Genomic DNA, 11769 nt, shown 5'->3' with positions numbered 1-11769 from the left:
AAACAGGGCAAAATCGTCACGTCATGTCCATAAGACGCCGCGTTTTCTTTTCGCGACGTCCCTGGGGGCGGTATTTCAGCGATTTGCGCCCGGAACCCAAAGTACATCGGCGCGTCCGTCATCATTGGCGACGCGGGCCGCGACGAAGAACCAGTCTGACAGCCGGTTGAGGTATTTGACCGCATCCGGGTTCACGGTTTCCATCGTCGCCAGTTCCACGGTTTCACGTTCCGCGCGACGGCTGACCGTGCGGCACAGGTGCAGATGGGCCGCCAGCGCGGACCCGCCGGGCAGGATGAAGCTGCGCAGGGGTTCAAGACGGCTGTTCATCGCGTCGATTTCGGATTCCAGCCGGTCCACCTGCGCCTTGACCATCCGCAGCGGCGGGTATTCGGCATCCGCGTCACGTTCCATATCGGGGCGGCACAGATCCGCGCCAAGGTCGAACAGGTCGTTCTGGATGCGGGCCAGCGCCGCGTCCAGGTCAGGGTCGGCATGCAGACGCGCCATGCCGACCGTGGCATTCGCCTCGTCCACGGTGCCGTAAGCGGTCACGCGCATCGAATGTTTCGCAACGCGCGCGCCATTGCCCAGCGCGGTTTCGCCATCATCGCCGGTCTTGGTGTAAATCTTGTTCAGAACAATCATGTCTTATCCCTGTCTGCGGATCCAAACGAACAGAAGTATGAGCACGACGGCAACCAGCTGTGCACCGATGCGCCAGCGCATGATCCTGTTGGCATATTTGCGGTTGAACTCGCCACCCTTGGCAAAGCCGCCGATACCCAGCAGCAGGATACCCAGCACGGCAAGGCAGGCCGCGACCACGACATAAAACAGGGGATCGTCCCTCATCTCTTCAGTCCTTCTTTCCTTGTCACGCCCCATGTAGAGGGCGCGCGGCAAAAAGCGAACCTGATTTTACGTGACGGCTTTGTTCCGTCAGACTTTGGCCAGCAGCCAGTCCAGGGCCCATGTGGGCAGGATGCGGCGCAGGATGCCCATCGTATAGGTCGGGATGGTCACGTAATACCGGGCCTTCGGGCGTGGCGCTTCGAGGGCGCGGATCAGTTTGGCCGTCACGGCAGATGGCGGCAATTCGAACAGGTCCTTTCGGACCTTGGGTTCATAAAGCCGCTTGAGAAGTATCGCGCGGTACTGGTCAGCCCGCGGGCTGTTCTCCCAGTCGATCCAGCGTTCGAAATGCGGGATGGAATTGGCGTCGATGCGGCTGGCGATGGGGCCCGGTTCGATCAGGATCACGTGGATCCCGGTGCCGCGCATCTCGATCCTCAGCGTATCGCTGAGCGCTTCCACGGCGTATTTCGTCGCATTGTAGGCCGATCGCCACGGGACCACGATAAATCCCAGTATTGATGAGCAGTTGATGATGCGACCATGCCCCTGTGCCCGCATCACGGGGATCACCAGTCGGATCAGATCATGCCATCCGAAGACATTGACCTCGAATATCTCGGCCAATGCCTCGCGCGGCAGGTCTTCGGCCGCACCGTGGCTGATAAAGGCGCCGTTGTTGTAAAGCGCGTCAAGCGTGCCACCCGTCTGCGCCAGCACATGGGCAAGGGCCGCGCGGATGGACGCGGGATCGGCGTAATCCAGCTGAACTGCCTCCAGCCCTTCGGCGATTAGGCGGTCAACGTCCGTTTGCTTGCGGCAGGTGGCAAAGACACGCCAGCCACGAGCCTTGAGCCTGTGCGCCGCGTCATAGCCGATCCCGGAAGAGCAGCCAGTGATAAGGATAGTTTTCTGGTTCATGGCGCTTCAATGATACATGGCGCGCCCCGCTGCAAGGGCAGGTTTGCGGGGGTCAGCCATCACCGCCGGACACCAGCGATCCGGCGACCCACCCGATGCGGTTGCTGTCCGGTATGCGAAGCCTGACCCAGCCATTTTCGAAAACTTCCAGCACTTCGACCTCATCGCCGCGCGACAGCTTGCCCAGCACGCCATATCTGGTGCCCGGTCCGTTGCGGTAATTGACGCGTCCTGCGGTGATCTTGCGGATATCGCGCGAGATCTCTCGTTCTTGGGATGCGGCTGTCTGGATGATCTGGTCAACATCCGTGGGGGTCGCAGGCTGCGCCAGGTTCAGTGTCGCGGTCCAGCGATCGGGGTCCTGTGGCGGCGCAGTTGCGGCGCTTGCCCGTACCGTCTTGTCCAGGGGTTGGTTTCCAAAAGCGCCTATCGTCGCGCCCGCATTGACCATGCTTGCCATCTGGAGGGTTTCGGGCGGGGTTTCAGGCCCTGACGCCGGGTCTGGCAGGGGCGCCAATTTCGGCGCTGCCGCAGGCATCGCGTGGGCGATTGCAGCTGGTCCAGCGGATTCGGCGGGCTGCTTCCGGGCTTCGGCTTGACGCGATCCTTCTTTCGGCTGGTAGTCGGCACCGCCGCTCAAGCTGTAGAAAGACCATCCCAAAAAAGCAAAAGTCGCAATGATAAAGCGCCACATGCCGCATACCCCCAAACATACAAAACACAACGAAACAGCCGAAAACGGACTGGGCAGGGTCTCGCCTATACCCGATTCGCGCTTTTCCTCCGTGCATTTTTTCCGAAATCGCGCCGTCTCGGTGCGCTGGTTGCTTTACCCCGTCGCGGCGGGCGTCTATCACCTGTCGCATGAGCGATCTGATCGACGACAATGTACCGAACCCTTCCGAGGTGTCCGAACCGCTGCGCCGCGCCATTGGCGAGCGCTACCTGACCTATGCCTTGTCGACGATCATGCACCGGGCGCTGCCCGATGCGCGGGATGGCCTGAAGCCGGTTCACCGCCGCATTCTCTATGCGATGCGCGAATTGCGCCTGAGCAGCAGCGGCGGATTCCGCAAGTCGGCCAAGATTTCGGGCGATGTGATGGGGAACTATCACCCGCATGGCGATGCGGCGATCTATGACGCGATGGCCCGCCTGGCGCAGGATTTCAACGTCCGCTATCCGCTGGTGGACGGGCAGGGGAACTTCGGCAATATCGACGGCGACAACCCCGCCGCCGCGCGTTACACCGAAGCGCGCATGACCGCCGCCGCCGAGGCGCTGATGGAAGGGCTGGCGGAAAACGCCGTCGATTTCAGGCCCAACTATGACGGCACGCTGGAAGAACCTGTCGTGTTTCCGGCGGCTTTTCCGAACCTTCTGGCGAACGGGTCATCCGGTATCGCCGTAGGGATGGCGACAAATATTCCCCCGCATAACATCGAAGAACTGGTTGGCGCCTGCCTGCATCTGATCAAGTCACCCGATGCGCGCGACGAGACACTGCTGCAATATGTGCCGGGTCCCGATTTCCCGACCGGCGGCGTGATCGTCGAGCCGCGCGAGAGCATCGCCGAGGCTTACCGCACCGGGCGCGGGGCGTTCCGTCTGCGCTGCAAGTGGGAGGTCGAGGATCTGGGCCGCGGCCAGTGGCAGATCGTGGTCACGGAAATCCCCTATCAGGTGCAGAAATCCAAGCTGATCGAAAAGATCGCGGAACTGATCCAGACCAAGAAGATCCCGATTCTGGCCGATGTACGCGACGAATCCGCCGATGATGTGCGCCTTGTTCTGGAACCGCGCGCGCGCACGGTCGATCCAAACGTGCTGATGGGGATGATGTTCCGCAACTCCGACCTCGAGCTGCGGTTCAGCCTGAACATGAACGTGCTGATCGACGGGCTGACGCCCAAGGTCTGTTCGCTGAAAGAGGTGCTGCGCGCCTTCCTGGATCACCGGCGCGAGGTGTTGCAGCGTCGGTCGCGGCACCGGCTGGAAAAGATCGACCACCGGCTTGAGGTGCTGGAAGGGTTCATCATTGCCTTCCTGAACCTGGACCGCGTCATCGACATCATCCGCTATGACGACGATCCCAAGCGGGCGCTGATGTTCGAAGACTGGGGCAAGCCCCATGCGCGGGCGACATCCGAAAAGGATTATGTCTCGCCCTTGACGGCGCGGACCATCCCCGAGGCTGAAGAGCCGTCGCTGTCCGAAGTGCAGGCCGAGGCGATCCTGAACATGCGCCTGCGGTCGTTGCGGCGGCTGGAGGAGATCGAGCTGATCCGCGAGCGCGATGCGCTGATGGAAGAGCGGGCCGCGCTTGAGGATCTGCTGGACAGTGAAAAGCTGCAATGGGCCGCGATTGCCGATCAATTGCGCGACGTGCGTAAACAGTTCGGCGCGTCCAGCCCCGGTGGCGCGCGCCGCACCCAGTTCGCCGAGGCGGGCGAGGTCGAGGATGTGCCGCTGGAGGCGATGATCGAACGTGAGCCGCTGACCGTGATCTGTTCGCAGATGGGCTGGATCCGGGCGATGTCGGGCCATATCGACCTGACCCGCGAGATCAAGTTCAAGGATGGTGACGGGCCGCGTTTCGCCTTCCATGCGGAAACCACCGACAAGTTGCTGGTCTTCGCATCGAACGGACGTTTCTACACGGTGGGCGCGATGAACCTGCCGGGCGGGCGCGGCATGGGGGAACCCCTGCGCCTGATGGTGGATCTGCCGAACGAGGCGCAGATCGTGGATATCCTGATCCACAAGCCGGGACGCAAACTGCTGGTCGCGTCCTCTGCAGGTGATGGTTTCGTCGTGTCCGAGGATGAGGTTGTCGCCCAGACCCGCGCCGGCAAGCAGGTGCTGAACCTGTCGGGCGATGCGCGCGCGCTGGTGTGCCGTCCGGTGTCGGGCGATCACGTGGCCTGCGTGGGCGAGAACCGCAAGGTCCTGGTCTTTCCGCTGGACGAGTTGCCGGAAATGGCGCGGGGCAAGGGCGTGCGGCTGCAGAAGTTCAAGGATGGCGGGCTGTCCGACGCCATCACCTTCGCGCTTGCCGATGGGCTAAGCTGGCACGATCCGGCCGGGCGCACCCGCACCGAAGGCGACCTGTCCGAATGGCTGGCCAAGCGCGCCAGCGCGGGCCGCATGGCGCCACGCGGCTTCCCCCGCGACAACAAGTTCACCTGACGCCGCCGCAGCCGTGCCGGTCTAGGCTGGGTCGGCTTGCAGCCATACGCCGCCTTCGGGCCGCAGGGTCAGGATCATCACGGGTTTCGGATCCCGCCCCGGCACCGGGCGAAAGCGGAAGCGCGCCAGCAATGTGGCCAGGATGATGACAGCCTCCTGCAAGGCAAAGCTGGCGCCGATGCAGATGCGTGGCCCGTCCCCGAACGGAAGATAGGCATAGCGCGGAACGGCCTTGCGATCCGCAAACCGTTCTGGCCGAAACGCGTCGGGATCGTCCCACAGCAGATGATTGCGGTGCAGGGCATAGATCGGGATCATCACGGTATCGCCGGGCCTGATCTCGCGCCCGCCCAGGGTGTCGGCGGCCTGTGCCGTGCGCGACACGATGCCTGCAGGGGGGTAGAGGCGCAACGCCTCGTCCACGATCTGGCGGATGAAGGGAAGCGCCTCGACATCGGCGCCGGTCGCGGCGCGCTGGCCCAGAACCGATTGCGCCTCGGCGCGGGCACGGTCCTGCACCTGCGGATCGAAGGCGCATAGATAGAGCGCCCAGCCCAGGGTGAGGGCGGTGGTTTCATGCCCCGCGACGATGAAGGTCAGCAGGTTGTCGCGCAGCTCTCCGGTATCCATCTGCCGCATGGTTTCGGGGTCTTGCCCGGCCATCAGCAGGTCCAGCAGATCGGGCACCGCCTTGGCGCGCCCGCCATGCCGCCGCTGTTCGATGGATTGATCGGCCACGCCCTTCATCTGCTTCAGAGCCGCCCCGGACATCATGCGCCCGGGACGCGGCACCCAGTCGGGAAAGCCCAGGATGTCGAACAGGCTGATCTTGCCGGCCTCGCTGATGTAGGCGTCGATCGCCTTGTGCACCGCGTCGCGGTCAAAGCCGCCGCCGCCCGAAAACGTCACGTCGCTGATCACGTCGAATGTGGCGCGCACCATCTCGTCGAACATGTCCACGGCGCGCGGGCCTGCCGCCGCGACCCGTTCCGCGGATCGTTCCGCCGCCGCCGTCATGATCGGCGCCAGGTTCATCACGTTGCGATGCGAAAAGACCGGTGCCGCCGCACGGCGCTGCCAGCGCCAATGCGCGCCTTCCGCGACAAACAGCGATTCGCCGATGGCCGGACGCAAAAGGTTCTTGGTGACATCGGATTTCGGATATTCCTCCAGCCGTTCCAGCAGCATGTGGCGGATAGCGTCCGGATCCATCACCATGTGCCAGCGCTTGCCGGTCTTGCCGCTGACCATGGGCTGGCGGGTTGCGATCTGCGGGATGATCGACAGCACGTTCTGGCGCGCGGCATTCAGGCTTTTCAGCAATCCCCAGGGTTCCGTGACAAGGGGAACACGCACGGGCAGGCGTGTCGGTGCGGCATCGTTCGGCACGAGGGTTTCAACATGCGACATGGGCAAATGCCTCCTTGGTGCAGGATATAGCGCGCGGTGGCGTTCGGCAAACTGGCCACGGCGCGCGCCAAGCTGCCGCAGGCGCGTTGCGCCGGTCTGTTCGCTGCGGTATGCCCGACGCATCGCTTCGAAGGACACTGTCATGCTCCGCCTGCTTGCCCTGCTTTCCTCGGTCCTGTTTATGGCCGCATGCACCAATCCGAACGATCTGGATGAGGCGCCGGCCGATCTGGGTGATTTCCGTCTTGGCCATAACGTGGTTGTCGCCTCGAAGATGACGCGCGGGCCGGTATCGCGCGAGGCGACGCCCGAGGAATGGCAGGAATCGCTGAAAGGCGCGATCGACGAACGTTTCGGTCGTTACGAGGGTGACCGCCTTTATCACCTTGGGGTCAGCGTCGAAGGTTACGTGCTGGCGCAACCCGGCATTCCGATCGTGGCATCGCCGAATTCGGTCCTGATCCTGCTGCTGACGGTCTGGGATGACGCGGCCAGCCAGAAGATGAACACCCCCCCCGAACAGATCACCGTGATCGAGACGATTTCAGGCAATACGATCCTTGGTTCGGGTCTGACCCAATCCAAGGAAGTGCAGATGCGCAATCTCAGCCGCAATGCGGCCAAGCAGATCCAGAACTTTCTGGTGCGTCGGCGCGCGTCGGAAGGCTGGTTCGGTCCTGCGGATGACGCGGCCGGGGATGCGGATGCCGCGCCGGTCGGCGACGACGCGCCCGCAGTTGCGGTGGCCGCATCCGCGTCCGCGACCAAACCGCCGTTGCGCCCCGTGCCGCAGCCGCCGCGCATCGCGCCTCCTGCCGGTGCGATCCTGGATGAACCGGAAGTTGCCCCGCTGCCTGCCGAGTAATCTGCCTTTGCCAAGAGACGCTTGATTTTCCCCGCCCAAGTCAATAAACGGCGCGCGGAGATAGAAAACGGGTTTGTCCGACGACCGGGCGGCCCCCGAACAGAAGGCGCTGCGCAGGATGGGCAAGGCAAAGTTTGAACGTAACAAACCGCACGTTAACATCGGCACGATCGGTCACGTTGACCACGGCAAGACGACGCTGACGGCTGCGATCACGAAGTATTTCGGCGAGTTCCGGGCCTACGACCAGATCGACGGCGCACCGGAAGAGAAGGCGCGCGGGATCACGATCTCGACGGCGCATGTGGAATACGAGACCGAGACGCGCCACTACGCGCATGTCGATTGCCCCGGCCACGCTGACTATGTGAAGAACATGATCACGGGTGCGGCGCAGATGGACGGCGCGATCCTGGTTGTGAACGCCGCTGACGGCCCGATGCCGCAGACGCGCGAGCACATCCTGCTGGGCCGCCAGGTGGGCATCCCCTACATGGTCGTGTACATGAACAAGGTTGACCAGGTTGACGACGAGGAGCTGCTGGAGCTGGTGGAGATGGAGATCCGCGAGCTGCTGACCTCCTACGAGTATCCGGGCGACGATATTCCGATCATCAAGGGTTCGGCTCTTGCGGCGATGGAAGGCCGTGATCCGGAGATCGGCGAGAACTCGATCCGCGCTCTGATGGAAGCGGTCGACACCTACATCCCGACGCCCGAACGCGCCGTGGACAAGCCGTTCCTGATGCCGATCGAAGACGTGTTCTCGATCTCGGGTCGTGGCACCGTTGTGACCGGCCGTATCGAGCGTGGCGTGATCAACGTCGGTGACAGCATCGAGATCGTGGGGATCAAGGACACCAAGACGACGACCTGCACGGGCGTGGAAATGTTCCGCAAGCTGCTGGATCGTGGTGAGGCCGGCGACAACGTGGGCGTTCTGCTGCGCGGTATCGACCGTGAAGGCGTTGAGCGTGGTCAGGTTCTTTGCAAGCCGAAGTCCGTGAACCCGCACACCCAGTTCGAGGCAGAAGCCTACATCCTGACGAAGGAAGAAGGCGGCCGTCACACGCCGTTCTTCGCGAACTACCGTCCGCAGTTCTACTTCCGCACGACCGACGTGACCGGCACCGTGACGCTGCCCGAGGGCACCGAGATGGTGATGCCGGGCGACAACCTGAAGTTCACCGTCGAACTGATCGCACCGATCGCGATGGAAGACGGCCTGCGCTTCGCCATCCGTGAAGGCGGCCGTACCGTCGGCGCGGGTGTCGTGTCGAAAATTCTGAAGTAAAGACCACTTCGGGTGCTGAGCCTGCAGGAAAGGGCCCCCTTCGCGGGGGCCCTTTTTTGTCATCCCGCGCCCTGTTGAAGGCTTGATGCTTCGCTGCTAGCCTCTCTCACATTGACCAGTATTGCTTCGCTCTTATGAGTTCCCTCATGTCCGATGATCTGAAGAACCCCTATCTGGGTCTTGAAGACCGCGCCTATTGGCGCCCGGCTGTCGCCGATGTCGGGGCCTTTGGGCTGACCGGTCTGTGGACGCCCAAGTTCCGCATTTTGCCGAAGGATCGCATCGTCACGGCGGGTAGCTGTTTCGCGCAGCATATCGGGCGGGCGCTGGTTGGCCGCGGCTATGACTGGGTCGATGCCGAGCCTGCGCCGCCTTTCCTGGCCGCGCATGATGCGCGTCGTTTCAACTATGGCGTCTTCAGTTTTCGCACGGGCAACATCTATACGCCCAGGATGCTGCGGCAATGGCTTGAACTGGCATTTGAACAGAGCGACCTGCCGGACGAGATATGGCAGCAGGACGGGCGTTTCTTCGATCCGCTGCGTCCTGTGATCGAACCTGATGGCTTTGCCTCCGAGGCTGAATTGCGCGCGGCCCGCGCCACCACGCTGGCGGCCCTGCGGGACGCCGTCACCGGCGCGGACATTTTCGTGTTCACGCTTGGATTGACGGAATCCTGGGCAAATGCTGAAACCGGCCTGGAATATGCGCTATGCCCCGGCACCGTCAAAGGCTGTGCCTTCGATCCCGAAAAGCATGTGTTCCGCAACAGCGGCTTTCGGCCCCTGCTGCGCGACATGCAGGCCGCGATCAAGCTGATGCGGGCCAAGAACCCCAGACTCAGGATTTTGCTGACTGTCTCGCCCGTTCCGCTGACGGCCACGGCCTCGGGGCAGCATGTGCTGACGGCCACCTCCTATTCGAAATCCGTGCTGCGTGCGCTGGCCGGCCAGCTTGAGGCGGAAACGAAGGCGGTCGATTATTTCCCATCTTATGAAATCATCACACATCCCGTGTTTCGGGGCATGTTCTATGCCCCCAACATGCGCAGTGTCGCGCCGCAGGGTGTCGAAACCGTGATGCAACATTTCTTCGCCGATCAGGCCCGTGTCTTTGGACCTGTCAAGGCAAGGCACCGGCGCAAGGCGGCAGCAATTGCCGTGGATCATGATGACGTGACCTGTGAAGAGGAGTTGCTGGGTGCCTTCGCCACCTGAAACCCTGTGCATTTTCGGTGACAGCCATATCGGCAGCGTCCGCAGGGCCCTGGATGCGGGGCTTGTGCGGCTGGACGGCTACGAGGTCGAATTCTGGGGCGCAGCCGGTCCGTTGTTCCGGCAGATCGACATCAAGAACGGTGTCGTGCGCCCGATCGGCCAAGAGGCGGCCGAAGCCGTTGCCATGGTCAACGCCAAGGGCCGCACAAGCCTGGCACCATCGGATTTCGACTGTTTCGTCTTCTACGGCGCGCGCCTGCGGAGCGCGGAATTCATGCTGCCTTACCTGCACTACATGCGCGATCCGCACCGCGCGGTCAGCCGTGACGTGATGCAGGCCGCGGCCGCGCAATTTCTGGTGTCATGCCGCGCGGTCAGAATTGCCCGCAGTTTCGCGGCAAGTGGCAAGGCAAGGGTATATTTTGCACCCGCCCCGCTGATGACGGACGGGGTGCTGGATCAAACCGCGCCAGGCATGCCACTGGCGCTTTATCCCTGCGCTGCCGCGGCAACAGCCGAGGATCGGGCACAGATCTGGGGGATGTTCACCCGGATCCTTGCGTCGGACGGTATCACGCTGATCGCGCAACCGGATGAAACGGTGGTGAACGGTGCCTTCACGGATGCCCGCTTTGCGATCGACGGGGCGCAGGCCAGCGGTGATGCCGGGCACAAATCGCCCGAATTCGCGGCCCTGATGCTGCGGAGCTTTCTTGCGACAGCAAGTCAGGGTGGATGCGAGAAAACCAACGATTAGCCCTTGATATTGATGGCGGCGCGTCGTATCGGATGCTCCGGCCTTAGGGGTATAGCTCAGCTGGTAGAGCGACGGTCTCCAAAACCGTAGGTCGCGGGTTCGAGCCCTGCTGCCCCTGCCACCTTCACGTCAGTGCAACAAGACCATGGGTCAGGCTTATCCAGGCCCAGCACCCGTGCAACCCGTGGTACACCCCCGTGCTACACCCCAGTGCAGCGGGCCTTGAAATCCGCATCCCACCCGCGTATGTGCTGCCCTGACCCAGATAGAAAAGACGTATCCATGGCACGTACCAACCCTATTCAGTATATCCAGCAGGTCCGCGCGGAAGTTTCCAAGGTGGTCTGGCCGACCCGTCGCGAAGTTCTGCTGACGACCGTGATGGTTTTCATTCTGGCCGCGCTCACGGCGCTGTTCTTTTCTTTGGTCGATCTGTCGATCCAGTTTGGTCTGCGGACTGTTCTTGGCATGTTTGGCTAAGCGCCGATCGGATCAAAAAGCACCGCTTGCCCTTGAATCCGGAGCGTTTCCTTTGTAGGGGACACACCTGATCCGGAAATGGCGTGCGGCGATTCGTGTTGCACGCCGATTTTTGTTTTCGGGAGAGCTTTGACAAGCTCTTGGAAATTAAAGGAAATACCGACCGAGGTCGGAAGTTGAGGACTGGAACAGCGATGGCTAAGCGGTGGTATTCGGTGAGCGTTCTCTCGAACTTCGAGAAGAAGATCGCCGAACAGATCAGGCAAGCCGTCATCGAAAACGGTCTGGAAGATCAGATCGAAGAAGTTCTTGTGCCGACTGAAGAGGTGATCGAAGTGCGCCGCGGCAAGAAGGTGACGACCGAGCGTCGCTTCATGCCGGGGTACGTTCTGGTGCGGATGGAGATGTCCGACAAGGGTTATCACCTGATCAACTCGATCAACCGCGTCACCGGCTTCCTGGGCCCGCAAGGTCGCCCGATGCCGATGCGCGATGCCGAGGTTCAGTCGATTCTGGGCCGGGTTCAGGAGGGCGAGGAAAGCCCGCGCACCCTGATCCATTTCGAGATCGGCGAGAAGGTGAAGGTCAACGACGGCCCGTTCGAAGATTTCGACGGCATGATCGAAGAAATCGACGAGGCCAACCAGCGTCTGAAGGTTGCTGTCTCGATCTTTGGCCGGGAAACCCCGGTCGAACTGGAATTCACCCAGGTCTCCAAGCAGATCTGAGTGTGTAGATCGTGGGAGGCGAGGCGGTCGCGACCGCCGGACCGGACCACGCC

General features: G+C 62.4%; 12 protein-coding genes and 1 tRNA gene. 8 read left to right on the top strand and 5 right to left on the bottom strand.

Going from position 1 to position 11769, the window contains the following annotated elements; all coding sequences use genetic code 11:
• Positions 1 to 75: 75 nt before the first annotated feature.
• The 4 genes from ACFQ3C_RS14095 to ACFQ3C_RS14080 form a co-directional block, all read right to left on the bottom strand.
• The gene (locus ACFQ3C_RS14095; protein WP_380793054.1) at positions 76 to 648 is read right to left on the bottom strand and encodes a cob(I)yrinic acid a,c-diamide adenosyltransferase; all 573 of its coding nucleotides are present in this window, start codon (positions 646 to 648) and stop codon (positions 76 to 78) included.
• A gap of 3 nt (positions 649 to 651) precedes the next feature.
• The gene (locus ACFQ3C_RS14090) at positions 652 to 855 is read right to left on the bottom strand and encodes a twin transmembrane helix small protein (protein ID WP_380793051.1); all 204 of its coding nucleotides are present in this window, start codon (positions 853 to 855) and stop codon (positions 652 to 654) included.
• 87 nt (positions 856 to 942) lie between these two features.
• A complete protein-coding gene (locus ACFQ3C_RS14085) occupies positions 943 to 1776 on the bottom strand; it encodes an SDR family NAD(P)-dependent oxidoreductase (protein WP_380793048.1) in 834 nt (277 codons plus the stop codon).
• A 52-nt stretch (positions 1777 to 1828) separates the two neighbouring features.
• A complete protein-coding gene (locus tag ACFQ3C_RS14080) occupies positions 1829 to 2236 on the bottom strand; it encodes an SH3 domain-containing protein (RefSeq protein ID WP_380793045.1) in 408 nt (135 codons plus the stop codon).
• A 404-nt stretch (positions 2237 to 2640) separates the two neighbouring features.
• Here ACFQ3C_RS14080 and ACFQ3C_RS14075 point away from each other — a divergent pair, with 404 nt between their 5' ends.
• Positions 2641 to 4965 carry a DNA topoisomerase IV subunit A gene (locus tag ACFQ3C_RS14075; RefSeq protein WP_380793042.1) on the top strand — a complete coding sequence of 775 codons (2325 nt, stop codon included), beginning with the start codon at positions 2641 to 2643 and terminating at the stop codon, positions 4963 to 4965.
• Between the two features lie 21 nt (positions 4966 to 4986).
• Here the strand turns inward: ACFQ3C_RS14075 and ACFQ3C_RS14070 are convergent, their stop codons facing one another.
• Positions 4987 to 6375 carry a cytochrome P450 gene (locus tag ACFQ3C_RS14070; RefSeq protein WP_380793039.1) on the bottom strand — a complete coding sequence of 463 codons (1389 nt, stop codon included), beginning with the start codon at positions 6373 to 6375 and terminating at the stop codon, positions 4987 to 4989.
• A gap of 142 nt (positions 6376 to 6517) precedes the next feature.
• Between ACFQ3C_RS14070 and ACFQ3C_RS14065 the strand changes: the two genes are divergently transcribed.
• From ACFQ3C_RS14065 to nusG, 7 genes are all read left to right on the top strand, one after another.
• A complete protein-coding gene (locus ACFQ3C_RS14065) occupies positions 6518 to 7240 on the top strand; it encodes a hypothetical protein (protein WP_380793036.1) in 723 nt (240 codons plus the stop codon).
• A 118-nt stretch (positions 7241 to 7358) separates the two neighbouring features.
• A complete protein-coding gene (tuf, locus tag ACFQ3C_RS14060) occupies positions 7359 to 8534 on the top strand; it encodes an elongation factor Tu (protein ID WP_380793348.1) in 1176 nt (391 codons plus the stop codon).
• 146 nt (positions 8535 to 8680) lie between these two features.
• Entirely contained in the window at positions 8681 to 9751 is a 1071-nt protein-coding gene (locus ACFQ3C_RS14055; RefSeq protein ID WP_380793033.1) for a GSCFA domain-containing protein, read from the top strand.
• Entirely contained in the window at positions 9735 to 10508 is a 774-nt protein-coding gene (locus tag ACFQ3C_RS14050) for a hypothetical protein (protein WP_380793030.1), read from the top strand. The genes ACFQ3C_RS14055 and ACFQ3C_RS14050 overlap by 17 nt, the downstream gene beginning before the upstream one ends.
• A 45-nt stretch (positions 10509 to 10553) precedes the next feature.
• Positions 10554 to 10629 (top strand) — tRNA-Trp (locus tag ACFQ3C_RS14045).
• 161 nt (positions 10630 to 10790) lie between these two features.
• Positions 10791 to 10988, top strand: coding sequence for a preprotein translocase subunit SecE (gene secE / locus ACFQ3C_RS14040; RefSeq protein WP_380793027.1), 198 nt, complete (start codon positions 10791 to 10793; stop codon positions 10986 to 10988).
• Between the two features lie 194 nt (positions 10989 to 11182).
• Positions 11183 to 11716: a transcription termination/antitermination protein NusG gene (gene nusG / locus ACFQ3C_RS14035; protein ID WP_380793024.1), complete on the top strand. Its 534-nt coding sequence runs from the start codon at positions 11183 to 11185 to the stop codon at positions 11714 to 11716.
• Positions 11717 to 11769 lie beyond the last annotated feature (53 nt).

This window comes from Seohaeicola saemankumensis, from assembly GCF_042678485.1.
GTDB lineage: Bacteria > Pseudomonadota > Alphaproteobacteria > Rhodobacterales > Rhodobacteraceae > Seohaeicola > Seohaeicola saemankumensis.
This window is presented reverse-complemented; position numbering and strand designations above follow the sequence as displayed.

Coding starts and splice junctions, on each gene's coding strand:
- ACFQ3C_RS14095 (WP_380793054.1), bottom strand. CDS start 648: ATGATTGTTCTGAACAAGATTTACACCAAGACCGGCGATGATGGCGAA.
- ACFQ3C_RS14090 (WP_380793051.1), bottom strand. CDS start 855: ATGAGGGACGATCCCCTGTTTTATGTCGTGGTCGCGGCCTGCCTTGCC.
- ACFQ3C_RS14085 (WP_380793048.1), bottom strand. CDS start 1,776: ATGAACCAGAAAACTATCCTTATCACTGGCTGCTCTTCCGGGATCGGC.
- ACFQ3C_RS14080 (WP_380793045.1), bottom strand. CDS start 2,236: ATGGCAAGCATGGTCAATGCGGGCGCGACGATAGGCGCTTTTGGAAAC.
- ACFQ3C_RS14075 (WP_380793042.1), top strand. CDS start 2,641: ATGAGCGATCTGATCGACGACAATGTACCGAACCCTTCCGAGGTGTCC.
- ACFQ3C_RS14070 (WP_380793039.1), bottom strand. CDS start 6,375: ATGTCGCATGTTGAAACCCTCGTGCCGAACGATGCCGCACCGACACGC.
- ACFQ3C_RS14065 (WP_380793036.1), top strand. CDS start 6,518: ATGCTCCGCCTGCTTGCCCTGCTTTCCTCGGTCCTGTTTATGGCCGCA.
- tuf (WP_380793348.1), top strand. CDS start 7,359: ATGGGCAAGGCAAAGTTTGAACGTAACAAACCGCACGTTAACATCGGC.
- ACFQ3C_RS14055 (WP_380793033.1), top strand. CDS start 8,681: ATGTCCGATGATCTGAAGAACCCCTATCTGGGTCTTGAAGACCGCGCC.
- secE (WP_380793027.1), top strand. CDS start 10,791: ATGGCACGTACCAACCCTATTCAGTATATCCAGCAGGTCCGCGCGGAA.
- nusG (WP_380793024.1), top strand. CDS start 11,183: ATGGCTAAGCGGTGGTATTCGGTGAGCGTTCTCTCGAACTTCGAGAAG.